21 protein-coding genes and 1 pseudogene are annotated in these 24,342 nt (G+C 61.9%); 11 read left to right on the top strand and 11 right to left on the bottom strand.

Features of this window, described 5'->3' with window-relative positions; translation table 11 throughout:
- Nucleotides 1-329: 329 nt before the first annotated feature.
- A complete protein-coding gene (locus tag EKM57_RS05795) occupies nt 330-989 on the top strand; it encodes a peroxiredoxin (RefSeq protein ID WP_129791547.1) in 660 nt (219 codons plus the stop codon).
- Nucleotides 941-2,032, top strand: coding sequence for a rhodanese-like domain-containing protein (locus EKM57_RS05790; RefSeq protein ID WP_243450905.1), 1,092 nt, complete (start codon nt 941-943; stop codon nt 2,030-2,032). Before EKM57_RS05795 ends, EKM57_RS05790 begins: the two co-directional genes overlap by 49 nt.
- Nucleotides 2,033-2,149: 117 nt before the next feature.
- Here the strand turns inward: EKM57_RS05790 and EKM57_RS22410 are convergent, their stop codons facing one another.
- Genes EKM57_RS22410 through EKM57_RS05775 form a run of 4 tightly spaced genes read right to left on the bottom strand, consistent with a single transcriptional unit; the run spans nt 2,150 to nt 3,640 of the window.
- The gene (locus EKM57_RS22410; protein WP_206185309.1) at nt 2,150-2,443 is read right to left on the bottom strand and encodes an SRPBCC domain-containing protein; all 294 of its coding nucleotides are present in this window, start codon (nt 2,441-2,443) and stop codon (nt 2,150-2,152) included.
- The gene (locus tag EKM57_RS22760; RefSeq protein ID WP_206185308.1) at nt 2,440-2,610 is read right to left on the bottom strand and encodes an SRPBCC domain-containing protein; all 171 of its coding nucleotides are present in this window, start codon (nt 2,608-2,610) and stop codon (nt 2,440-2,442) included. The genes EKM57_RS22410 and EKM57_RS22760 overlap by 4 nt, the downstream gene beginning before the upstream one ends.
- The gene (locus EKM57_RS05780; protein ID WP_129791545.1) at nt 2,603-2,977 is read right to left on the bottom strand and encodes a helix-turn-helix transcriptional regulator; all 375 of its coding nucleotides are present in this window, start codon (nt 2,975-2,977) and stop codon (nt 2,603-2,605) included. Before EKM57_RS05780 ends, EKM57_RS22760 begins: the two co-directional genes overlap by 8 nt.
- A 12-nt stretch (nt 2,978-2,989) precedes the next feature.
- Nucleotides 2,990-3,640: a dihydrofolate reductase family protein gene (locus EKM57_RS05775; protein WP_129791544.1), complete on the bottom strand. Its 651-nt coding sequence runs from the start codon at nt 3,638-3,640 to the stop codon at nt 2,990-2,992.
- Nucleotides 3,641-4,522: 882 nt separating this feature from the next.
- On the opposite strand from EKM57_RS05775, the pseudogene EKM57_RS05770 reads away from it, so the two are divergent.
- Together EKM57_RS05770 and EKM57_RS05760 are read left to right on the top strand one after the other, a co-directional pair.
- Nucleotides 4,523-4,913: pseudogene (locus EKM57_RS05770) on the top strand (IS5 family transposase); the annotation flags it as partial.
- A 35-nt stretch (nt 4,914-4,948) separates the two neighbouring features.
- Nucleotides 4,949-5,326, top strand: coding sequence for a VOC family protein (locus tag EKM57_RS05760; protein WP_129791798.1), 378 nt, complete (start codon nt 4,949-4,951; stop codon nt 5,324-5,326).
- 616 nt (nt 5,327-5,942) lie between these two features.
- Here EKM57_RS05760 and EKM57_RS05755 read toward each other — a convergent pair.
- The 4 genes from EKM57_RS05755 to EKM57_RS05740 all read right to left on the bottom strand — a co-directional run bounded on the left by EKM57_RS05755 (nt 5,943) and on the right by EKM57_RS05740 (nt 9,685).
- Nucleotides 5,943-6,524 carry an N-acetyltransferase gene (locus tag EKM57_RS05755; RefSeq protein ID WP_129791542.1) on the bottom strand — a complete coding sequence of 194 codons (582 nt, stop codon included), beginning with the start codon at nt 6,522-6,524 and terminating at the stop codon, nt 5,943-5,945.
- Nucleotides 6,525-6,567: 43 nt separating this feature from the next.
- On the bottom strand, nt 6,568-7,545 hold the full coding sequence (locus tag EKM57_RS05750) for an alpha/beta fold hydrolase (RefSeq protein ID WP_129791541.1): 978 nt from the start codon (nt 7,543-7,545) through the stop codon (nt 6,568-6,570).
- A 602-nt stretch (nt 7,546-8,147) separates the two neighbouring features.
- On the bottom strand, nt 8,148-9,134 hold the full coding sequence (locus tag EKM57_RS05745) for a restriction endonuclease (protein WP_129791540.1): 987 nt from the start codon (nt 9,132-9,134) through the stop codon (nt 8,148-8,150).
- A gap of 77 nt (nt 9,135-9,211) precedes the next feature.
- Complete coding sequence (locus EKM57_RS05740; protein ID WP_129791539.1) at nt 9,212-9,685, bottom strand: hypothetical protein; 474 nt, start codon at nt 9,683-9,685, stop codon at nt 9,212-9,214.
- Nucleotides 9,686-10,208: 523 nt separating this feature from the next.
- On the opposite strand from EKM57_RS05740, the gene EKM57_RS05735 reads away from it, so the two are divergent.
- The 5 genes from EKM57_RS05735 (at nt 10,209) to EKM57_RS05715 (ending at nt 17,180) form a co-directional block, all read left to right on the top strand.
- Entirely contained in the window at nt 10,209-11,504 is a 1,296-nt protein-coding gene (locus EKM57_RS05735; protein WP_129791538.1) for an AAA family ATPase, read from the top strand.
- Nucleotides 11,501-12,334: a hypothetical protein gene (locus tag EKM57_RS05730; protein WP_129791537.1), complete on the top strand. Its 834-nt coding sequence runs from the start codon at nt 11,501-11,503 to the stop codon at nt 12,332-12,334. Before EKM57_RS05735 ends, EKM57_RS05730 begins: the two co-directional genes overlap by 4 nt.
- 339 nt (nt 12,335-12,673) lie before the next feature.
- Nucleotides 12,674-12,868, top strand: a complete 195-nt coding sequence (locus tag EKM57_RS05725; protein WP_129791536.1) for a hypothetical protein — start codon at nt 12,674-12,676, stop codon at nt 12,866-12,868.
- A 198-nt stretch (nt 12,869-13,066) separates the two neighbouring features.
- A complete protein-coding gene (locus EKM57_RS05720) occupies nt 13,067-13,867 on the top strand; it encodes a hypothetical protein (protein WP_129791535.1) in 801 nt (266 codons plus the stop codon).
- Nucleotides 13,860-17,180: a DEAD/DEAH box helicase gene (locus tag EKM57_RS05715; protein ID WP_129791534.1), complete on the top strand. Its 3,321-nt coding sequence runs from the start codon at nt 13,860-13,862 to the stop codon at nt 17,178-17,180. The genes EKM57_RS05720 and EKM57_RS05715 overlap by 8 nt, the downstream gene beginning before the upstream one ends.
- Before the next feature lie 1,943 nt (nt 17,181-19,123).
- Here the strand turns inward: EKM57_RS05715 and EKM57_RS05710 are convergent.
- On the bottom strand, nt 19,124-21,724 hold the full coding sequence (locus EKM57_RS05710; protein WP_129791533.1) for an RNA-binding domain-containing protein: 2,601 nt from the start codon (nt 21,722-21,724) through the stop codon (nt 19,124-19,126).
- Nucleotides 21,725-22,033: 309 nt separating this feature from the next.
- On the opposite strand from EKM57_RS05710, the gene EKM57_RS05705 reads away from it, so the two are divergent.
- Both EKM57_RS05705 and EKM57_RS05700 read left to right on the top strand, forming a co-directional pair.
- A complete protein-coding gene (locus tag EKM57_RS05705) occupies nt 22,034-22,762 on the top strand; it encodes a hypothetical protein (RefSeq protein ID WP_129791532.1) in 729 nt (242 codons plus the stop codon).
- A 311-nt stretch (nt 22,763-23,073) separates the two neighbouring features.
- A complete protein-coding gene (locus tag EKM57_RS05700) occupies nt 23,074-23,346 on the top strand; it encodes a hypothetical protein (protein ID WP_165357204.1) in 273 nt (90 codons plus the stop codon).
- Between the two features lie 64 nt (nt 23,347-23,410).
- Here the strand turns inward: EKM57_RS05700 and EKM57_RS05695 are convergent, their stop codons facing one another.
- Entirely contained in the window at nt 23,411-23,875 is a 465-nt protein-coding gene (locus EKM57_RS05695) for a hypothetical protein (RefSeq protein WP_129791530.1), read from the bottom strand.
- 130 nt (nt 23,876-24,005) lie between these two features.
- The gene (locus tag EKM57_RS05690; RefSeq protein WP_129791529.1) at nt 24,006-24,311 is read right to left on the bottom strand and encodes a hypothetical protein; all 306 of its coding nucleotides are present in this window, start codon (nt 24,309-24,311) and stop codon (nt 24,006-24,008) included.
- Nucleotides 24,312-24,342 lie beyond the last annotated feature (31 nt).

The following is a 24,342-nucleotide window of genomic DNA, read 5'->3' as shown; positions in this document are numbered from 1 at the left end:
GCGAAGAGCCTTGCGGAATTCTTCTGAATAGACATTGACGGGGTGTGTCGCCCGGAGTCGCCGTGGAGCCGGGACTGCAGGAGTGCGTGCGCCGGCCGCTGCCGAACCGAGCGTCGGCAGAAGGGAAGTCGTCGCAATCGCGGCGGATTCGCAGCTGTGCTGGCCCGGGCAGAGGCCGCTCCGAAACAAGGACGGTGGGCGGCCGCGCCCGCCTCGGCTATGTTGTTCGTGGAAGGCCGACCATTCGATTCGCTGAAAGTCAGGGGGAGCGGCAGAGCTCGTGGCCGCCGGATGCTCGACGTTTCAGCGTCCAACAAGGGGAACCCAGAATGTCTCTTCGCATCAATTCCGTGGCGCCGAACTTCACCGCTGAAACGACCGAGGGGCCGATCGATTTCCACGAGTGGATCGGCGACGGCTGGGCGATCCTGTTTTCCCACCCCAAGGACTTCACCCCGGTCTGCACGACCGAGCTCGGCTACATGGCCAAGCTCAAGCCGGAATTCGACAAACGGAACACCAAGATCATCGGCCTCAGCGTGGACCCGGTCGCCAACCACGCCATCTGGGCACAGGATATCGCCGAGACGCAAGGCGCTGCGCCCAATTATCCGATGATCGGCGACACCGATCTCGCCATCGCCAAGCTCTACAACATGCTGCCGGAGGAGGCCGACGGACATTCCGAGGGCCGCACGGCGGCGGACAATGCGACGGTGCGCACGGTTTTCATCATCGGGCCCGACAAGCGAATCAAGCTGATGCTCAGCTATCCGATGACCACAGGCCGCAATTTCGACGAGATATTGCGCGTGCTGGATTCGATCCAGCTCACCAGCAAGCACCGTGTCGCCACGCCGGTGAACTGGCAGGAGGGCGACAATGTCATCATCGTTCCGTCGGTGACGGACGCGGAAGCGGCGGCCCTCTATCCCGACGGATGGGAGACCGTGACGCCGTATCTGCGGCTTGTGCCGCAACCGCGATAGGCGTGCTGTTCGAGACTTTCAGCGCCGGAGGCTGCCGCTCCTATCTTCTCGGCTGCGATGCCTCGTGCGCCGCAATTCTGATCGATCCGGAGCTCGGCCTGCTCGATCGCTATCGGGGCTATCTGCTGCAGCAGGGACTGACGCTTCGCTACGTGGTGGATACGCACACGCATGCGGATCATTTCTCGGCAAGCCGGCAACTCGGCGAGGCGTTCAACGTGCCCGTGGTGATGCACCGGCTGAGCCCGGCGCCTCATGCCGACCTGCGCCTCGACGACGGGGACATGCTGATGACGGGCAGCCTCAAGATCACGGCCCTGCACACGCCGGGGCATACGCGCGATTCCATGTGCCTGGTGATGGCGGACCGGGTCTTTACCGGGGACACGCTGCTGATCGGCGGAACGGGACGCACGGACCTGCCCACCGGCGACCCCGATGAACTTTACGAGAGCCTGTTCGAGAAGCTGCTGCGGTTGCCGGGCGAAACCCTTGTCTATCCCGCCCACGACTATAAGGGGCGCGGCCATTCGACCATCGCCCAAGAGATCGCCGCCAATCCGCGGCTGCAGGTGACCGAGCGCACAGGCTTCGTGAGAATGATGCGCGATCTCGATCTTGCGGCACCCACCCATCTGACGGAAGCGCTGCGCACCAACATGAGCGGCGGCAAGACGGTGACCGAGCTCCTCGCCGAAGCGGCGTCCCGCGTACCCTTCATGTCGATGACCGAGCTGCACGGACGGTTGCAGGACGATCGCAGCGAGCTTGTCGTCATCGACGTGCGCGAGAAAGATGAGTTCGAGTCCGGACATATACCGAGGGCGCGTCATCTGCCGCGCGGTCAGCTCGAACTGCGGGTGAACAACGAGCTGCCCGATCCCACCGTGCGCATCGTCACCTGCTGTGAATTCGGCAAGATCTCGATCCTCGCCGCGGCTACCTTGCGCGAGCTCGGCTATACCCGCGCCGTCGCGCTGGACGGCGGCGTCAAGGCATGGTGCGAGGCGGGCTATGTGCTGGATCGCAGCCCCGTCACTTGAGCACAGCCCGAAGCGGCCAAGGACTGCGCGAATTTCACGGGCCAGCACCCCGGCTGATCGATTGCCGCAAGGTGCCCTCCCACCGGCATTCTGGTTCAGAAAGGTCCATGAGCGCCATCAGGTCTCGATCTCAAGGAGATTAGCCAGTTGGGCCACGACCGTGCCCCAGCCCTCATGAAATCCGAGCGCCTCATGTTTCTCGCGGTCCGCCCGGCTTTTGTGCAGCGCCTGTGCGCGATAGGCGGTGCCATCCGGGTGGTCGGCAAGCGTTATGATGGCGGTCACAAAACCATTCGCCGCCGGTCGCCAGCCACCGGTTAACGCGTTTGTATAGACGATCCGCTCCTCGTGGATCACATCGAGAAAGCAGGCTGAGAGGTGCGGCACGAACGGTCGGCCATTCTCGCTCATTTCGGTGACGAATGATCCGCCGGATGAAGCTCCAAGCTGACGACACGGCAGATCATGGGGCGCGGAATCCACCATTGAGCCAGTCGGTCAGGATCCACCCACGCGTTCCAGACCTGCGCTCGCGGCGCCTTGATAACCCGCGAAACTTCGAGATCGAGCTCAGTCATCGCGTTCCGCATTCCTCGCTGTGCCCTCTGCCTGTTCTTGCATCTCGAATGCCTCGAGGCGATCGGAATGGCGTTCCCAGATCGCCCTCTGCTCGGCCAGCCAGTGCTCGGCATGCGAGAGCCCCTGGCCATTTATGGTGCATGTGCGGGTCCTTCCGGATTTTGTCGTGCGGATCATCCCGCTGTTTTCAAGCAGCCGGATATGCTTTATGAAGGAGGGGAGGCCCATGCCAGAAGGGCCGGCAAGCTCGCTGACACTGGCTGGCCCTTGCCCAAGACGCGCGATGACCGCTCGGCGGGTGGGATCGGCGAGCGCCAGAAAGATCCTATTGAGACCTTCCGACGGCCGCTCAGCGACTGACGGCATTTCCCTCTCCCTTCAACGACTATTCACGCCGGCAAACGCGTGATCGGCCTTGGTGCGAACATAGGTGCCGACTGTTCCCGCGCCGGAATTTTCCAGCCGGCACGTGACGAGCCCCAACGGCGTTCGCTCCTCGGAAACCAGATTGAACCCCATCGGCGCGTCCGTGTCGCCAAAGAGCTTTCGGCCTTGGCCGACAATGACGGGAGCGATTGCGATACGCAGTTCATCAACCAGATTTGCGGCCAGCAGGGACCGGCCGAGCCGCCCGCTGCCGTGAACCTGAATTTCGCCATTCCCGTTTCGTTTCATAGCAGCGACGGCGCCTTCGACATCCCTGTCGAGCACGGTCACCGGCCCCCAAGGCTGGTCAACGAGCGAGGTTGCCGCGACATATTTCGGGAGCGTGTTGAGGCGGGCCGCATTGATATCCGTTGGATCGGTGATGGTGGGCCAAACGGCGGAAAATTCCTGATACGTCCTTCTTCCGAACAGAAATCCCGTTGCCGACCTTGTCCACTGTTCCACCGTCGATTCGAGCGCTTCATCGACAAAGGGCGCGAACCAACCGCCGCGCTCGAAGCCATCGGAGCGGTCCTCGTCGGGGGAGCCGGGGCCCTGGTGGACTCCATCGAGGGATAAGAAGTTCAGAATGACAATCCGCATCTCTAAGCTCCACGCCAATGGTTTGCTTCGAGGAGAACTATCACTGCGAGATACTTTCCTCAAGGGGAAACTGTCATGCCGCGGCTAAAGCCGAAGAAGGTGCTCGCAAAGACGCGTGTCACGACGGCACAAGGTTCCGAAATGAACGTGCCGAATCGAAAGGTGTTGGCGCTCTGGAGCCACGTCGATGCCGATAGGTGCGGCGGGGATCCGCTGCCGGGCTGGCGGCATGCCCTTCAGGAGCATCGAGCCTCGCTTCCGATCCACACCGCCTGGAGAACGCTGGTAACGGGCGCTTCCGGCATTCCCATCGCTTCAATCGATTTCGGACGGCAGTGCTGCTATCGGAAAGGATCGCTTCCTATGGCCGATGGCGTCCGTTCTCGGACGTTCTGAGATGGGCTGCTGGAGCGGTAGCGGGAATCGAATTGGTCAGGTAATCGGTTGAATATTCTAAAGGAATTCAGGCGCCCTGACTCCTGTCCATCAGCGATACCATCAGGAGCGAAATGAGGATGGGTTCGACTCTCACACCGGGAATCGATCTGTGGCCTGAGACCGATTCGCGAATCTGTCCCACCCCATACAAAAGCGTCCTATAGCAGCTCCAGGAAGCTGACTTCGCCCGGAGGTACGGAGCCATATTTTTGACCGGGGCTGGCCGGGAGCGGACTTTCCACTTCAAGGCGCTAGTCTGAAACTGAGGACCATGCGGCGCCAGGTGCCTCGTTGCGGGAATGGCCTGTTGCGGGGCCGTACGTTTCGTCGCGCGGCGTGATCGGGAGGCCGCCGAATTCTTCGGCCCGAGCGGCCTCGGCAAAGGCAGCGGATGCGTGCACGTAGCGGAGGTAGCGATCAGCGCTCGATCCGCACAGATTGTCAGGCGCGTCCACCAAGATCCACGCCGTCTGCGACCTCCTCGGCCGTCCCGTCGCGCTGACGCTCACGCCGGGCAACACCTCCGACATCAAGGCGGCCGCGCTTCTGGAAGAGCGCGTCACGCGCTGCCGCCGCCTCGTCGCACACCGCGGCTACGACGCCAACAGCTTCCGCAAGCTGTTGAAGGAGGCCGGCACGATCCCTCATCCCTGGCCGCAGCAACCGCAAGCGGCGCATCCGCCACGACGCGAAGCGCTATCGCGATCGCTGGTTGAGCGAGGCCATGTTCTGCCGCCTGAAGGACTTCCGCCGCGTCGCCACCCGCTATGACAAGCTCGCAGCCAACTTTGCATCAGCCGTGGCACTCGCCGCTGTCATCGCTTTCTGTTGCTGATAAACTTATTAAGTCTCGGACTGGGAGATATCGCTTTGCTCAGGATCGGCTCAATCGTTTGGGGCGTCGGCGACGTGTCCCGCGCCATCCAATTCTGGTCGGCGGCGCTGGACTACGAACCTCTGCGGAAGCCGAGTATAGACTGGGCGATCCTCGTGCCGCGCACTGGCGGTGGCCCTCAACTTGCGATCACGGCGGTGACATCGCAAGCCCAAGATCACCAACGCCATCATCTCGACCTTTATGCCGAAGACGCGTCCGCTGAAATCGAACGCCTGCTGGGACTCGGCGCCAGCCGTGTTGAATGGCGCTACCCCCCCGACGCAGATTACGTCGTTCTGGCCGATGCTGACGGCAACACCTTCTGCGTGGTCGAGAAGCGGACTGCCAAGCCCGACCCAGATCACGTTTGATCGAGTCCGTACCCCAATCTGCCACGCCTCGGGCCGGTCCGCCGCGACGCGGCGCTTCGCTTGGTGAGGACAGATTCGCCCGGCCGCCGAAGGCTGGTCCTGTCCCACAGCCGCGCGGCGGCATCCGTGAGACGCGCCCATGGAGATCGAGAACTTGATGGACCGCGACGGCTGGCAAGCAGCCGGTTGCTCGTTAGGATCGCTTTCTGCCGTTCCTGTAGCTCGCGAGGACTCACAGCCAGGACGGTGGGCGCCTCCTTCAGCCATTTCGCGGCTTGCTGATGGAAACGCCCCGTGTCCGGGGAGTGGTGGAACACGCGTGCGGTATTTCGAACAGATGCGGGCGGTCCCGCAGGTGGCGCCAAGCGCCAGGAGGGTGATGAAGATCATGTTGGGATGCCAAAGAATGCACTCGCCTTGGCGGAAGGAACCGTAGTCTAAGACCTTTTGGCGGCGCCTGCCGATGATCGGTGGGCGCCGCTCATTCGCGCTGCAGCTCGTTGCAGGTGGCTTGTTCCTGGTGGGAACCGGAAACCTTGTGATGCGGACGCCGGGGCTGGTCACCGGCATGGTGACAATGTCCCTAGCTGGGTTAGATCGTTGTTCTCACAAACACCTAGCGTCGGGCCCGCCGAATCATCGGAACCTGGACGGGCGAGCTCGCGGTCTTAATTTGGCCAATCGGTTCGAAGCCGAAGCGTCTATAGAGCGGAACGTTGCGCGAGTTCGAACTGTCGAGATAAGCAGGCCTGCCATCTTCGTCTATGCGGGCGATCGCCGCTTCCATCAAGGCCGTGCCCAAGCCCTGGCCCTGGCGCGCTGGATCGGCGGCGATGAGCGGCAGATACCAGTGCGGCTCGTGCAACCGGAACGCCTCCATCTTGGCGAAGAGCTCGGACATTTCCTGCTTGCGGTTGTCCGGCGTCTGCTCGGCCATGATTTTTTCCATGCGCTCATTGTCCGGCTCGACGCCCGGAGGCAGCCAGGTCGCCACCGCCGCGCCGTCGTCAGCGACGAAAGCGGTGCCGTGATCGAAGGCCGCGCCGCCGAAGGCATCGAAGAATTCGTCGCGCCGGTCCAGGTAGACCGCAGGGTCGGGCGATGCCCAACGCGCCATCGGATCGGCGCAAAAGCCGAGCACAATGGTCTGCATCAGCCGCGCCTTGTCCTCCCGCCTGCCGATCGTGACCTTTACCATGGTTGCCTCTCCAGTGAGTTATCGCTGAGTCGTGAAGCCGCCGCTAGTTTGGCTCAGGTTCGAATTGCGTCGCCTTCGAGGTGGGGTTTGTAAGATAGCGCTCGATGATCCGCGCTATGTCCGGCGACTGTCCGAAATTGTAGTGCGTGTATCCGGGAACGATCGCCAGCCGGGCGCGCGAGAACTTGGGCTCGCCTTCCCAGCCTGCATCCCGCACGCCGCCCCCGAACAAGGCGTAGAATTCCGCGATATGGTTTGCGGATATGGCATCGTGATCCGCGAATATCAGCAAGGTGGGTATCCGTAGCGCAGCGATCTCTGCGCGCCAGTCATAGTCCGTCCGCATGAGTGCGCCCATTCGATCGAGCAGGACCCCAAATCGCTCGGGGTCCGGCGAGACTTGCGCGTACCTTGTGTAGATCGGCGTTTCTTTCATCTGTTCGGCAAGTCCTGAATTCACCGCCTCCATTCCCTTCAACGCCGAGGGATACCAGCCGTCGCGTTCCGCCGCGGTGGAAATCACGATGAGATTGCGGACCATTTCGGGATACTGGATGGCCATTCGGATCGCCGCGTCGCCGCCATGCGAATAGCCCGCGACGTCGGCCTTCGGAATCTTGAGATGACGCAGGACGGCGGCTACGTCGTCGCCGTTCCGTTGGTGAGTCATCGGCGACTTGCGAAGCGCAGTGCGGCCATGACCTTCAAGGTCGATGCCGATGACCTGACGAGTTCGTGATAGCGGACCGATTACCTGGAGCATTGTGCTCGTGTCCATCAACCCGCCGGCCATGACGACGATCGGCTCGCCCTGGCCGTAGATTTCGTAGTGGACCTTTAACCCTTCGGCGGCGTCGGCGTAGCCGTTCCTCGACGGCTGGATGGCTTTCGTCTGCACCACATTTGGCTCCGTATCATTAGTGTTCGCTTGTTCGGCCGTTTGCGGTGAACAGGCGCCAAGAAGGAAGAGCGCGGTTCCGAGCGTCATACTGCGCACGTTCGTGAATTTGCGAAATGGCATGAAGGTCTCCCATAATGCTTCGCACAATCATGACGGAAAAATTGGCGACATTGGACCCGAGCGCCGCTCGGTACGCGCTTGTCATTCACAAAGAGAACTAGAGACGGGGCCCTGCGGTTCCAGCGTAACGGCTAACCACCGACGGATTGCGGTCATACAAAGCCGCTACGACCGAGCTGGACTGCGAGGAAGACGCGGGCCCGGGCTGAATGTCGGCTTGTACAATTCTCCGGCCGAGAGCGGACAGTCAACTATCGGCCATCCTCAGACATTAAATTGCGACTGGCATCGTCTGAAACGCTGATCCAAGTCCCGTTGGGGTCACCATTGTCAAGCCATAAGTACTTGAATTCGCGTATCTTGCGTGGGTGAGCCCCTCCGAGCTCCCCCGATTTGCCCCACAGAATCTCTGCGCTTTCGTGGGCGCTACCTAGGTGATCTGGGATCTCCTGGTTAGCCTCATATCTCCGCGGCTATGGCCGGTTTGCGCCCATTTCGGCCATTCAGCGCCGCCCAAGCCGTTTCCGAAAGCCGCCGTACATTAAGCGAGCGTCACCGCGTCGTGCCGCCGCGCCTCCTTAATCGGCCGCAGGGCGCAAGTGTCAGCACCTCCGAAACGGCTCGCGGTCGATCACCGCCGCGTAGATCTTTCTGCGCAACATCTCGACGAGATCGTCGCCGCGCGTCAGCACACCCACGATCTCCTCCAGCGTCACGAGCACGACGGTCATATGGGCCATCGCGTCACGTACCTGTCTGATCGCCGCATCAGAGAACCCGGGATTGGCGATGACCATCCCGCGGGCGCCCGAGCGACCCATCACTCGCACGAGGTGGTGCGCCACAACGTCGGTGCCAGCCGTTGTCGCCAGCCACTTCATCTCGACTAGATATATCGTTCCGTCGATCTCAATGACGCCGTCAATCTGCTCGACAATTCCTTCGCCGTCGTCCCCTTTGAGCTCGAACGCCTCGCGCACCGAGATACCAAATGCGGCGAAAAGATCGTTGAGCGCCTTCTCGGCGAGCTTACCGCGCCGTTGCGGATTCTGCTCGCCGAACAGCGCGAAGAGGCCGTCGCGCGCTGCTTCGATCGTGGCTTTGCGGTTACGGACTTCCTCCTGCTGGCGCGCATGCGCTTCGCGATGACGCGCGGCTTCGCGGTCGCGCTCGATCGACATCCGCGTGAAGCTGTCATGGACATTGACCCGTTCGCGGATGCTCGCGACCTGGCCCTTGGCGCGCATACGGTCGGCCTCCCAAGTCGTGCCGTAATCCTCGAACTCGACCACACGCTTAATCACCTCGCGTCGGGGACGAAGCCCGTTGTCGCCGCGCTCATTGAGCCGGGTGAGGATTGTTCGAGCGATCCCATATTTGTTGTGCGAGTTGCGATCGGTCGTCAGCTCGGCGCGAATGTCTTCATAGTCTTCGGTCGAGACCCCGGCGCCTTGGAAGAAGAGAATTACCGCATTCTTGCTCTTGCATAGCAGCGGGATCGTATCGACCAGCTGCTCAAGCAGGTCAGGCGGATAGTGAAACGCTGCGCCGAACTCGTCGGGCGTCTGATTTAGGGGCGGTGTGGCCATCCCGGTAATTTCGCTCAGTCATCCGTTGCTGTCCAGCGCGCGGCCTGCTCGGCCGCGCGGCAGGAGCCAGTGCACTGTCACCCCGGCAGCGTATGGTCTCTAACGAAGTGGGTCGGCGAGACCCCTTGGACCTGATTGAATAGGACCGCGCAGACCGCCTGAATCAAGCGACGAAGCCATTCCATGATCCTCAACCGGTCCGAGTAGAAAGCAAGGGCGTCGTCGAAGTCGAAGTGGGGGATCATAAACGTGTTGTTGTCTGTCTCGAACTCCTCGGTGGCAAACAAGATGCGCTGCCGGTCGGCGTCGGAGTGCGCCACCACCTTGCGACGCCGCTCGATCAGCCGATCGTGCAGTTCCTTCTCGTCCGGTGTGGGCTTGATGCCCATGTGCTTGAAGACCAGGAACGGGAGACCCTCGGCATTGCTGAACGCGCGACCGTAGGCGATGACAGCCGCATCTTCGAAGCAGCGATAGCGCCGCCTTTCCACGCGTGTAAGGCGTCTGTCCTCGTCAAGTTCGCACATGAAATCGATGGCGCTGAGCGCCATCTGGAAATCCGCTAGGGCTTGGACCAGCCGCTCCTGCCTGGGAGTAAGCGGGCTTGCCTCGCCTCTGCCGTCTTGGGTCGCAACTGGCATTCTTGTTCGGCGTCCCGCAGCCGCGCCTTTTCTGGGGCGCCGCACGGGAAGCTCCGTACTTTCAGCGCTGGGGTCAAGTCGACGTTCTAAATTCGACGGAGTAAGTTCAGGCTTCAGCCGTCGTGCGTAGAGCCGACGATCAACTTTCTCAGGGAAGTGGCCGAAGGAAGACCGGCGGCTTCCGGCCAGACTGCTCCAACTCGGGGCCTCGTCTCATCGCAGCCTAATTTGGCCCGTAGAGGAGAAAAATCATTGGAGACTCGATCTACGATCCGGGGCAGGATCATTGACCAGCATGGAATTCGGGACACAAGCTCGGAGTTGAGCCCCCCGATTGTATCCGATCGGGAGGTTTCGGCTTGGCCTTCGCGGGCCTTGCTGCCAACCTGCCCGTCGCAGGACTTGGAGATCGGGCCGCGGCCGAGGAGGCAGGATGTTCCTTGAGAAACTGGTGGTCGAGAATATCCGTTCGATCCCCTATGCCGAGCTCGACTTCACCACCGACGAGATCGAGCCGCCGATGGTGCGGCGCTGGTCGTTGCTGGTCGGCGAGAACGGCACGGGCAAGTCGACCCTTCTGAAGGCGGCAGCGCTGATCCTGGCCGGATCGGAGGCCCTCCCCCATCTCATCGGCGACTGCCGGTCATGGGTGCGCCGCGGCGCCGAGCGCGGGCGCATCACCGCGCGCCTCAGGACCGCCGAGTGGGAGCTTCGGGAGGTCGCGGTGGATATCACGAGCTCTGACACGGTGCGCGAGGTACTCTTTCGCAATAGGGATGACCTCAAGCCGCTCGACGACGCACTCGAGCATGCCACCCAGAACTATTTCGTCGTCGCCTACGGCCCCTATCGCCGCGTCGACGACGAGCGCGCGGCCCCGCTCGCGACCAAGGGCGCCGGACCCGCCCGCGCTCAGTGCCTCGCCACCCTGTTCGACAAGAATGCGGTGGTGAACCCGCTGCCAGCCTGGGCGATGGACCTCGACTATCGCCGCGGCGAGGACGGGCTCGATATCGTCCGCGAAGCGCTCAACGCGCTCATGCCCGAGGTGAGGTTCGACGGCGTCGACAAGCAAAAGCGGACGCTGCGCTTCACCACGCCCGACGGCATCGTCTCGCTCGAGGAGCTCAGCGACGGCTACCAAAACATGGCGGCCTGGATCGGCGACCTGCTCTACCAGGTGACCGAATCCTTCGCCCACCACCAGAACCCGCTCCGCGCCCGCGGCCTTCTGCTGATCGACGAGATCGACGCGCATCTCCATCCGGCTTGGCAGCGGCGCCTGCGCGCCTTCCTCACCGACCGGCTGCCCAATTTCCAGATCCTGGCGACCACTCATTCGGCGCTGACCCTGCAGCAGGCGCATGAGAACGAGGCCACCATCCTAGCCCGCGACGAGAACCGCCTGGTCAAGGCGACAGCCTTCCCCGGCGACCCCTCGAAGCTCAGGCTGCACCAGCTCTACGATCTCGGCTTCCGGATCGACTCGCTCGATTCCTGGGAGATCGAGCAGAGCAAGAATGTCTATCGCGAGCTCTCCTCCATTTCGGAGGAGCTGCTCACGGACAACCAGAAGATCGAGCTCGAGGCGGCGCAGGCGAAGCTAGAGGTAGTGCCCTCGGAGCGGGGCGACGATCTTGGCAACGAGGTGCTCGGACGCTATTTCTCGACGCTCGACCGGATCGCCAGCTCGCTCGAGGCGCGCCCCGGCGGCGGAGACGGGCGTTGATCCAGCTCCAGCGCGACCGCGCCCGGATCCCACCCTCGTTCCGCGATCCCGCGCGGCAGGCGCGGCTGCTGGAGCTGTTCCGCGCCAAGCGCGACGGGCAATTGGGCGATGCGACGATCAAGAAGAAGCTCTTCTCGTCCAGCCGCTGGAACGCCACCAAGCCCCAGCTGCAGCGCGAAACGTCCGGGAAATGCGCCTTCTGCGAGACGCCGACCTCGGCCGCTTATTATGGCGACGTCGAGCATTTCCGGCCCAAGGCGCTCTACTGGTGGCTGGCCTATTGCTACGACAATTATCTGTACAGCTGCCGCGTCTGCAACGGCAAGAAGAGCGACCAGTATGAGCATGGCGGCCCGCCGCTGGCCGAGCCGGCGGTCGATCCCGCCGCCGACGATGCGGCGCTCGCCCTGCTCGCCGCGGCCGCCTGCCCGGAGCCCGGCGACGCGGTTGCGATCGGCCAGCTGCTGGCCCTGCTCGATGCTGAGGGACCGGGCCTTCCCAATCCCTATCGCATCGATCCCGAGATCCTGTTCCAATGGGCGGCCGACGACGTCATCCAGGAGGTGAGGGCCGAGGCCCGGCCCGGCCTTCCTGCCGCCGCGTCGGCCTTGGCAACAGCCGAGCGGATGGTCGACATCAACCGCGAGGAACTTCGCATCTGGCGCTGGCGGACCTATGACTTCGCCCGGCGGCTGAGGGACATCGCCGCCAGCGCGACCGGACAGGCCAGGCTTGACACGATCGACACGCTACGCACGATGGCGGCGCCGACGCAGCCCTTCTCGGCGATGGTCCGCTATTTCGCCGGCGAGGAATGGGGCCTGATCTAGCGGGGACGACACCATCCTTGCCCTTGGGCGGGACCCTCCCCCTCACGGGAACAGCATGGCGCCACAATCCACGACCGCCGCAAGGCAGGCCCGGCTATCAACCAGGCGGCTTCACCGGAATTGAAGTCGAAAACCTTGTCATCGTCCATCCGTTGCCACCCCAGGATCGACTGGCTCAGGCAGCAAATCGAGTTGCGTCGCTGAGGTCGCAGGGCGGCGCCTGGAGACCGGCTCCGCCGCAAGGTCCACTACCGAAAATGCTGAAATCCGATCCCGTTCGACCGTAACTCCCGATAAAGGTCGATGACGCCTCGCGCCCGATCGCACTCCGGGCCCAGGGTGCCGCTCCAGGCCGCGGCCTCGCTCTCCTCGCGCGCCGATCGGCGATCCGGGACCGGCGGTCAGCCGGCGCGCGACTGCTCGGTCATCTCGGCATGGAGCCGCATCACGCCGCGAGAGACGGTGTGGGTAAAGGCGAAGGCCGGAGTCGCCGACCTGCTTCCCTGGTGGGGGCGCCTCGACGAGGCCGGCTAACGGGCCGAACGCGTCATGTAGAAAACCGCCTATTATCGGTGAAGCTGACATCGAAGTAGATGAGCGCTACGCTACGACAATGGGGAGGAAGGTCAGGCGGAGTGACAAGTGGTTGAGCGGCTTCGGTATCGCTCTGCTGTTGCTCGCGGCCCATGACTTGGGAGGTGCTATGGCTTGGCTGGGGTTATCGGAAGCGCGATGCCTCTGACGCTGATTCCGATATGCCACGGCACGCTGTGTCATGGCTCAAGGTGGACCATTGCTGACGAGGATGATCTTGCTGGCAAGGTCGCGCGGCTGGCACTCGGTCAGGCACGACATGTTGCAGCGATATTGACCGGCATCGATAAGCGGCCGCCCGCTACCCGCGCCGACACGGCGGCGGGAGCGATCAAGCTATTGACCGTGCCGAAGGACAAGCCCCCATATCATCGGGATGGGTGGGTGTTCCAGGCGATCTCGTGGATCGCGGCGCACCGTGCCGAGGTCGGGGCCGTGATCCGCGCGCCGCATATGATTCATGCGCACAAGGGGTTCGACGGCTTCCAGTTGAAACTCGATGATACCGGCCAGAGTATCACGGCGGTGGTGATATTCGAGGACAAGGCGACAGGGAACCCGCGCACTACGATCGCGGGCGACGTGTGGAAGGGCATCCGTGACCTCGAAAGCGGGTTGCGCATGAACGAGCTGATCCCGGAGGCTGGCGGTCTGCTCGAGGCGCACCAGCAGCGCTTTCCGGACCTCGATATCGACGTTGCGGTCGAGCGGATCGCCTGGGAGGAAGCCCGGCATTTCCGTGTCGCGGTGACCGCTGACACCGCTCATGACGACGATGACGCCCGCGCGGCACTGTTCAAGGGCTTTGACGAGGTGGCGCCCGGGCCCGCTGCCCGCCGCCAGGCGGAAACCATCGCCATCCCGAAACTGCGCGACTGGATGAAGGCCTTTTCGGCCAAGGCGATCAAGCAGATCGAGGCATGGCGGGACGATGTTTGATCCCGTCACGATCGACCTGATCAGTCGCGCGCCACCGCTGGGCGACCTTGACTTTTCCGAGCTACCACAGCGCTTCACCAATGCCTTTGCCGAAATCGTGGCGGCGCGGGTCCGGCTTCGTGGTGTCGCGAGCCTGGAGCAGCGCGGCGAAGCGCTCGTCGAGCTGCTTGCCGAGATGCGTCGTCTCGCGGCGGCGCAGGAACTTCTCGTTGCGACCGTGCCCGAGCGTGCCGACCGCGCCTCGGCTGCTTTCGTCGCAGGCACGGCGCACCAGCTATGCCTCATGGCCGAGACCGTCGCCGCAGACGGAGCGCCGCACTTCTCCAGCATCAACGCGATCCATGCCGATCACGACATCTGCGCGACGCTGCTGTTCCTGATCGCGGACTCGCAGAGTGACGCTGCCGAGATGGCCAAGCGGCTTAAGCGCCCGGATGGTGATCTGGGAGCTGAAGGACGACTGGTGACGGCGATCGGTGACCTGGCCACCGGCCGCTTGCGTGAAGTGATCGCCAGCGAGGTCGATGAAGACGATTTCCAATTCTACGATCCGCCGTCCGATACGAGCGCGAGCGGTATCGCGGTAGAGGCGCTGCTGCGCCGGCTGCACGCGGGCGTGATCCAGCTCGCGCGCGAGTTGCTTGTGGCTCCGCGCGACGGCGCTGGTGCCGACGTAGCCTCGGAGTCTCGTCGGATCTTCGCACAGGTTCGCGACCTTTCAGTCGCGGCAATCGATGACGTCTTTGACGAGGAGGGCCCGCAGGTCTTCAGCGCCTTTCCCGGCCCGCTGCACGTTGCCAAGCTGCTGCTGGCGGTGTCGGGTGATCTTGCCGAGGCGGCGTTATGCCGGGTTCCCGCGCCTGACGATGTCGATCCGGGCTCGTGGTGGCGGATCATTCGCCGTGCCGCGCGGAAGCGGCCGTACCTCTGGCGAAATCACCGCGAGGCGCTGGATAAAGGCTATCTCGCAAAGGGCGTTTCCGCAGCGGTCAGCTTCCCGACCGGGGGCGGCAAGTCGACGCTGGCCGAGCTCAAGATCGCGGCGGCGCTGCTTCGAGGCGGCCAAGTCGTGGTGCTCGCGCCGACGCTCGCGCTGGTCGACCAGACCGCCTTCACCCTCGGCAATGCGTTCAAAGATTACACCGTCTTCGGTGACCTCGACGACGAGATCACCTTCACCGACGTCCTCGAACTGCCGGAGATCATCGTCACGACTCCTGAGCGCTGTCTCGTGCTGGAGTCGATGCAGCCGGAAGCGTTTGCCGATGTTGCACTGGTGGTGTTCGACGAGTGCCACCTTCTCCACCCACGTGAGTCCGACCGAAGCCGCCGGGCGATCGACGCGATGCTTTGCATCCTCAATCTCACCAACTATGCGCCGGATGCCGACGTGCTGCTCGTATCGGCGATGATGCAGAACGCCGAGGAGATAGCCGGCTGGGTGGCCGAACTCACCGGCCGTCCGTGCCTCGCGCTGGACCTCGCCTGGAAGCCTACCCGCCAGGCTCGCGGCTGCGTGGCTTATGAAGATGCACGTATCACAGAGCTAAATAACCTGCTCGCCACGGAGCAGCTTACGGCAACCACCAAGGGCGTGCCTAAGCATGTCGCGAGCCGCCTTGATGCGCAGCCCTTTGCGTTTTTCTGCCTGCGGCAGACCTGGGCGACGCGCAATCGCGACGACTATGCCCTGATGGCGCTGCTCGACGAGACGGTGCCGTTCGCCACTGATGTGTCGAAGAAGTTCGGTGATTGGTATATGACGCCGAATGGCAACATCGTAGCCGGCACGATCGCCGCCGCCGCCGCCGAGGGTGGCCTGAAGACCTTGACCTTTGTTCAGAGTACGATTGCCGCCGAATCGACCGTCCGTCATTTTCGCAGCCTGTTGCCCAAGCGCCGCGTCGTGCTCAACGCGGAAGAGCAAGGATGGCGCAAGCTGGTCGAGGAGGAGATGGGCGGGCCGCAGCATTGCTATCTCAAGCTGGACGCCGCCGGCCAAGTCGAAGGGAGTGCCACCAGCCACCATGGCCAGCTGCTCAAGCCCGAGCGCATGCTGCACGAATCGCTGTTCAAGCGGCGTGACGGTGTTGACGCCCTGTTCGCCACCTCCACACTCGCGCAGGGCATGAATTTGCCGAGCGACGTGGTCCTGATCGCCGGCGACAGCCGCTGGGACGTTTCAGACGACAAGTTCAAGCAGCTCGACGCGCACGAACTGCTCAATGCCGCCGGTCGTGCTGGCCGTGCAGGCGAAGGCGGGCAAGGCTTCGTGCTGGTGGTGCCGAGCAAGATCATTAACATCGATGACGATGACAACACAATCAACCACCACTGGATGTCGCTGCAGAGCATCTTCTCGCAGTCGGATCAGTGCCTAAAAATCGACGACCCGATCACCGGCCTGCTTGATCGTATCCACATGCACGCGCACGAAGGCAATGAGGACTACTTTCTCGCCCGCCTGCCGGTCGGCGAGGATGATGCGCCCGATGAACCTGCCAAGGCGTTGATCCGGCGATCCTTCGCCGCGTATCGCAAGCGCCTGGAAGGGAAGGCCGAGTGGATTGAAGGCCGCATCAACGCAGCGCTTGCTCGCCGCGAAGAGCTATCGCCGAAACAGGATTTGACGTGGCTTGAGCGCGTCGCTGCATCGGCGGGCCTGCCTTACGAGGTCGTCGCCAGCCTAACAGCCCTGATCGAGGCCGGGGCGTTCGAGGGTGACAGCACTAGCTGCATGAACACGCTGTTCGATTGGATCGAGGCGAACCCGATCTGGCTGATGCACCTGATCAGGCCCAACGACATCGAAGGGCTGTTCGGAAAGGACTATCGCGCGATCGACGGAAACGCCGCCAAGGCGAAGGTCGCCTTGCCGCAGATCAGGCCGCTCCTGACCGCATGGATGGCGGGCAAGCCGCTTTGCGACCTCGAACGCGCGATCGGTACCAAGGAGCATCTCATCAAGACTTGCGAGACCGCGCGGCATTTCGTGGTTCGCTTGGTTCCGGACCTGGCTTTCGTAGCCGGGTTGCCGGCCCGCATCCTTGCGGCGAGAGCCGTCGCGGCCGGCGAGGAGCCTGCCATACCGATCGTGCTGCAGGCCTTGAGTGGCGTGGTCCGCAAGGGATGCGCAAGCCCGGAGCAACTCGCGAACGCGGTCCATATGAAGTCGGAATCACGGCCAGCGGCTCGTGCGAGGTTCGCCGAGATCGAACGTCACATTGCGGCTGGCACACCCTTAGAAAGCTTTGAAAACGTTCTTGTTCGGGTCCGGCATGCCCATGCAGTCGCGATGTTCGACGGACTTTAGCACTGCCGAGCTATCGAGGTCCTAACTCTGGATCAGCCCGTCGGCGACAGTGCCCGCTCCAGAAAGTCGATCGAGTTGCAGACCCCCGGAGCCGCGACGACTGGCGCCGCGCGCGCGACGCGCCTCCACACCCAGCTGTATCCAAAGAGTAGCTCCGCAACAGACAAGCGGCACCTGAATCAACGTCCGGTGCTGGTAGGCAACAAGACCACTGCGACGTCGGCTTCGGTCGAAGCTGCCGCTTGCAGTGCGTACTATGATCGTCCGGCTTGGGCGCATCCTGGACGACCTAGGCCGGCGAAGAAATGTCCGCTTTGGTCAGTTGGGCCTCGCAAGCGGACCTTCGCTTTCCGGCCACATGTCGTCGGCCGCAGCGCCTGCGCGGGAGGAAGCCTCAAATTCGGTGTAAGCCATTGCGGTTACTAGTGATTAGGCCACGTCCGCCCGTGTCTTCCCCACATTTCCCCCCACACCTCGCACGAGATTTTTTTGAGACTAGCTGCCCTGGCCTGGCCGAGTCGCTCACGTCCTCATTGCGCCCAATTCGGTCGCTCACGGCAGATCACGCAGCTACCAAAAGCAGCCACTTGCTCGTACCGGCGCGCGAGGCCAGCGTCTAGCTGAGCCGCATCGTCATGCCATGAGATCTCAATCGACACCCCGCCATCATGCGAACGAGGTAGGCGCTTCCTCAATTGTGCCCAGTTTCCGCGTTGGGAGCATTCGGCGCGTGAGGCTCATGTTTGCTCCCAGACTCGGTAAGTTGAATTCGTTCGATTTGCAGTCCACTCGGTGCATCCCACAATCTGTCAGCGCATCCAGGCGGGCCCGCCATGACGCCCAGTTGATCGACATTGCGGACGGTCCATTGGTCATCCACTCGCCTCAGCGAAATGCGGTATGAAAACCCTCCGCATGGGCGAGCTTTGGTAAGCGCCAGGAACGCCCAACCATGAAGAACCAAGGGCCTGACAATGGTAATCAATCCGGTACAATCGGAACCTCGCGCCAAGTGAGCCGAGGGATATTCGGTCCGTAAGTCGGCGGGAGACAATGGCTTCGGCCCCGGCATGGCCTGCTCGGAAGCTCGGACCAACCTCTCCGCATCCTGCCGATAGCCTTCTTGGTCGGGTTGGTGCGGCAAACTACGCTTCGTAGTGAGGTGTACACGATAATCAGGAGGCGCACCTTGCAGCGGAGTGGCTAGGCAGACACCCCGATCGTCAGGTCCAACTTGGTTATCCAGAGCGGCCAGAACAATCTGGATCTCCTCGTCTTCAGCGACCGGACCTGAAGGGCGGGGAGATCCGGCGCACGACGCTGCGGCAGTATACGACAGGACTATAAATGCGGTGGAGAACATTAGCGTGCGCATTGGTCTCTCCGTCGTTGCGATTCCTAGCAGACGAGTGGTCCAAGGAGTTGTTGGGACTCAAACTTACTGCCTCTCCATCATTTCGAGAGTGGACCTGACAATCGCGTCACCGCCATTGGTTTTCGTGTGGTTAGGCTCCTATTGGCCGAATCGAATGCGCCCGCATGCCGTGGCCTCATATCCGCTCTGCCCTGGTGGGTTCGCGAAGCGGCCTGTCTGCTTCCGGCCATTAGCTGAAGCGCCAGTGCGACCCACGATACCCAGAGCTCGGCGGTAGCGGGAATCGAATTGGTCAGGTAATCGGTTGAATATTCTAAAGGAATTCAGGCGCCCTGACTCCTGTCCATCAGCGATACCTCAGGAGCGAAATGAGGATGGGTTCGACTCAACACCGGGAATCGATCTTTGGTTCGGACCGATTCGCGAATCAGTCCCACCCCATCCAAACCCGTCCTATAGCAGCTCTAGGAAGCTGGCTTCGCGCGGAGGTACGAAGCCATATTTGCGACCGAGACTGGCCGAAAGCAGAACGTCCGGATCCGGCGCAATTCTCGCGCAGACGAACCATCTATCCTATCGAGGTCTGAAGCGCGGCACCTCGGTATTCCAGCTCGCGCCGACGGGTCTCGATGTCGCTCGTCGCACCTGTGTCGCGTTTGTAGCCCGCAAGTTGCTGCTCAATCTTCTCCAGCTTGCCCAGCATTCGGCTCAGAAGCTTACAGGCAGCTAGATCCGCAACGGGACGGCGTTCCACGTCCCCCCACCATTCCTCGAGAGCGGATACTCCCCTTTCCAATAGATCAATGACGACCACGTCCGCAGCTGCGAGCCGGGCTACACCTTCAAACACCCGTACGCGATCACCCCCGCGGGTGTTGGATCGGTCGAGTGCGTCCACGTAGGCACGGGCGAAGTCAAAACGCTGCCCCAGCAAAGAGTTAAAGTAGCCCACGTCGAGGCGCGTACGGCGCAGCTTAGCCGTGATGCGCTCAACCGCCTCGATCGCCAACTCGGCAATGCGATCCCGATCGCCGCGGACCTTTGCCGCGCTAATCATCTCACCGTTAGCCCTTAAATGCGCGGCTAGAGCAATGTCGCCGTTCGGCTCGTTCGAGATCCGCGTCCGAGTGATCTCTCGTAAGCCGATCCAGTCCTCCGTCTGCGTCTTTGCGCGTATGATGTTCGGGAGCAGCTCCGATTTGGTGCAGCCCAGCTTCGCGGCAGCGTCCAATTCCCGGTCTGCCTCGCGATATCGCGGCGGCCTGGTGCGTAGCAGGGAGGCGCCGAGAATGCTCGCCGCATCTCCGTTCGCCGGGAACTTCTTCCTTAAATCGCTAGCGACGATGACAGCCTCGTCGAACCGCTCGGCGCTCCATAGACGCACGATAGAGCGGATGCTTGCTCCGACTTGTCGCTCTTGGTTGCCGCTCCGCTCGTGTGCCCGTCCGACTGCCTCCTCGATCAGTTTGGCTCCCGCGCCCAGCTGAGTCCTTACAAGATCGACGACGGACTGCAGTTCGTCCGGCACGCTGATGGTCGAGTCACCCCGTCCTTTGGAAGCGGTGGCCATAAGGTGGTACGCCTGCAGTCCCGCGACTTGGTCGCGCACCGCTCGGTGCTGCATGTCAACGACTTCAGCTATGTCCGCCAATGTCGTCTCGCCCAGCAGCAGCACGGCATAGAGCACTCGCGCCTCCATGGCCGTAAGACGCTCAAGCTCACGCTGGAACGCGAAGTTCCTTACCTCCTCGCCATCGCGGCCCTTCCACTTTTCGACAACATCGCGCCTGTTCTCTCCAAGCTTGAGGAGGCGCACGATGGAGGCCGCGAACAACGGGGAGCCCGACGAGGCTTCAAAGATCTCATCGAGATCGCGTCCAACGAATGGTTCAACGGTAAACGCGCCGCAGAGGTTAGCTAGATGTACCTCGAAGTCGGTCCGCTTTAGCCCCAGTATTTTTACGATGGCCGTCGGTGGCAGACCTTGATCGATTCGCGATGTCATCAGCATGCGGGACGGCGGGAGTTCTCGACCGACGGTCCTCAGTGCGACGCTGTTCAACGCCGCTACGGTCTCCTTCTGCTCGTCGGGCGAGAGCGTATCCAAGTCGTCAACCACGACTAGCGACGGGATGGTCGACAACGCCTCAACCAAGCGATCTCCCACCTCCGTAAAGCTGGGCTCCTCCTCCGAAAGCGGCATCTCGTGGCTGAGCGCCTTCAGAATAGCGTTGAAGAGGGAGCTTAGGTCGTTAAAATCGACACGGGAAATTGGGACCATTTTTCCGCGGAGCGCCGAATAGGTCTGCTGCTTCGCCGTCAACCAAATCACCGTTTCAACCTCGCCTGCTCCCGTCTCGATCACCTCCTCTGCAAAGCGGTAGGCCAAGGTAGTCTTGCCAAGGCCACCAATGCCAGTGATGAGCCGGACAGGGCTTCGATCATCCCCGATCCATCTTCTCAGTTCAGCTAATTGCTCTTCCCTGCCAACGAACTCCAAGAGGTCAGTGTCCCGCGCCGGAAGATGCGCCTGGACCGCCACCGACGCCGCGCCCGCGACTTGTTCGGGCGGCAGTCGGTCCGAATGGAGGAAAAGCCAATCTTCGTGCGTGTTTGTAGCCGCCCGGCACTCGTCCCGTACCCTGACGTAAACTTCCTCGAGAAAGGCTCGCTTGCCGTTCGGTTTCTCGGGGCCTTTGCGGACAAGCTTTACCGGAGGTGCGCCAGCAGGCCGCCTCGGGATTAGCAGGAGGCCAAGCGAAATTCGGCCGTTCGGAGCGGGATAACGTAGAGTGTGATAAAGGCATTCAATGCTGATGCCGGCGTAGCTGTGCAGCGCCTTGTTCAGATCAGCGCAGTTGAACCCGTCCGAGATCCCGACGATTCTATCGCGGCCTTTATCCTTCACCCCGAAAAGAATGTAGCCGCCGAAGGCATTATAAAAAGCAACCGCGTCCTTCACTATCTCGGCTATCGAGATGCGGTGTTCAGCTTTTTCCGCTTCACTGGGTTGATCCTGCATGCTTGGGGCGTGAGCTTTGTAATCCCAAAGCTGACCCTCGCAGTCGAACGGGCGGCCGTCTGGCAGCAGAAGACCAAGAACCTCTGGCGTGAGAGCTCGGTTATCAACGGCCACCTTCAGCGCCTCGATGACATTGTCAGAGTTCAAGTTGCCCTCATGTTTTTGCCGCCTCGCCGGTATTCGTAGCAGCCTCGCTTACTCTCTACCATCTCCACCTATGCCGAAAATGCAGCTGATCAAACGGATAAGCCTTGGGAAGTCGCTTAACAGCTTTGAACGACCGAGATTGGGCGCAAAGCCGACGTTCAGCAAAGCTCCTGCGGGTACGCGGGAGGGAGCCCTCAAATTCGGCATAAGCCAATAGAGTTGTGAGTGTTTCCGACACGCGCCCACGTGTCTCCCCCACATTCTTCCCCCACACCTCGGACGAGATTTCTTGAGACTAGTCGCCCTGGCGTGGCCAGTCCGCTCCCGGCCAAACAGGCGGCGTGGCCATTGGCTTTCTGTTTTGCTATCTTTTTGGCCAGCATGGCGCGCCGCGATCGCCTACCTACTGACAGCTTTCCCCCTTGGGATGGGGCGATCGTTCTAGCGCCTGGAGCCGTACTTTTCCTGCATGTCGATCACCCCCCTTCCCCAACGGAGGGGGAACTCAGGTTTCAAGCCACTCGCTATCGTGGCGCAGTGCTGGCCGACGCATTTCATGTCGAAGAGCAGCTACTGAAACTAGCGCTCGCTGACGAGTTTGGCACTAACGACGGAGGAAAGGCCGGTCCCAACTATAGCGACAGGGAGAGCAACTGGCGCCGAGAAAATAGCCTTCGTCGGAAGATCGAGCGGTCGAAGCCGATCGTAAGGAAGCGTCTGCCCAAAACGGCAGCGGACATGCTGGTAAATAAGTTGTCCGCCTTCGGGCGTCTGCGCAACCTTTTTGCGCACTATCCTTTTTGGATGGTCCCGGTGCCTGATGAAAGCGCCTCTCTGACCGTGAGTTTCAGGGCCTACATCGCCGACAACAACCACGTGTACACTCTCGATGACGATCAAGCCCGCGAGTGGGGAGAACTGATCCAATCGGTTAGAGTAGGCGTCGAAAATCTCGTTCGCCAACTCGTAGGTGCTCCGCCGCTCAATCCCGATGGAACGCCTCCGGCGGCCAATCACGATAGAGACGCGCCAGACTGAGATTTGCGAGCTTGGACAGCAAGCCTCCCAGCGCCTCGGTGAGCGCAAGATCCATTATAAGACCGAAGAGCGAGAAGATGAGTTCGAAACTCCATTGCGCCTCGGCCGCAATGTGTCGAAAGTCGCCGGAAGCAGACGGGCTGCTGACGGCCACTTCCTGAAGCGCCAGAGGTAGCGGTAATCGACTTGCACAGGTAACAGGTTGGATATTAAGGATGATCCAGTCTCACCTGACTCTTGTCCATCAGCGGTACCATCAGGAGCGGAATGAGGACGGGTTCGACTCGCTCACCGGGAATCGATTTATAGCCGTGGACCGATTCGCGAATCAGTCCCACCCCCGTTCAAGCTCGTCCTATTTCTGCTCGTCGATGAAGCTGCGCGCCTCGGCGGTGCGGGTGCCGCGGAGTGCGCACACGCGATCGCTCCAATGCGGCATCGACCCGATCGAGGAAGGCCACTTCATCGCCGGCGACTTCCGCGACGACCAGATCAAGCCATTCGGGGTCGTCATCATAAAGGTCGCTGGATCAGACGCAGTGCAGACGTGCGAGTGCGCCTGGCTCAAGGACTTCGTCCAATAACGCCGTCAAGCCCGGATGCCGCTGTTGAGCGCCGTCCATCGTATCAGGTCCGGGCACTGCCGCGTCATTGCGGCCGTTCGATCGCCGTCCGGACATGCGCGGCGATCCGATCGAGCTGAACGATGACGGCGATGTCCCCGACGTCGGTGAGGCGGTCAGGCAGGTGCTGCAGGTCATCGCCGACGAAGAGGATGAAATCATAGTGCGGCGGCCAGGTCATCAGGATGGCTCCGGACAGGCGCCGCCGGTCGGAAAAGGCCTGACGTACATCCTCACTCGAGGCGATTCCATTAGCCTGCTCGAACGACAGCCCGAGGTCGATGAGCTGCTTGGCGAGGCGCATCAGGCATAAGTCGACTATGCCGAAGCGTTTCCATTTGGCGCGGATGCGGCCGAAATCGGGCGCGGGCGCATCGCGATGGACGAACGGCGCCATCACTCCGCTCGATCCCAACAGCCCGCGCTTGAGATAGGAGCGCAAACCTTCATATCCGATCACGACGATTTCAGCGGCACGCGCGGTCGTCACGGTCGGTTCCATCGGCCTGTCCCTTTCGGTCTTCGCATGACCAATATGGTGTCAGTATTTCGGTGTCAATAGGACCAAATCGAGCAAGAGGGGATGATCAAGCGGGGCAACTAGAGCCGCGGGGCGAGGATCAGGTGGCACCGACATTCGAACCCTCTGCGGATTGCAGGATTGTCGACCAGGTACGGCGGCCGGCGAGGATCAGATAGAGATCGGCCATTTGCTTGGCGCATCGAAGATTGGCGAGCGGGGATTCGCTCGGATCGCCTTCGCGTGTGAGTGTCCTGAACATGAGGTCGCGATGCTCCTGTTCGGGTATGATGGGCGCAAAAGCATTGTCATAGCAGGCCCGGAAGCCCTCTTCCTTGCCGTCCCAACCTTCGTATCTGGCGAAGGCGGCCGCCAGGCTGGCGACGAATGCCCGCCGCGCGAGCATATCAAAGCAATAAAAGATGTCGGACTTCGCG

The sequence above is a fragment of the Sphingosinicella sp. CPCC 101087 genome, from assembly GCF_004151485.1.
Classification (GTDB): domain Bacteria; phylum Pseudomonadota; class Alphaproteobacteria; order Sphingomonadales; family Sphingomonadaceae; genus Allosphingosinicella.
The sequence above is the reverse complement of the archived record's forward strand: the minus strand, read 5'-3'. Positions and strand labels throughout refer to the sequence as shown.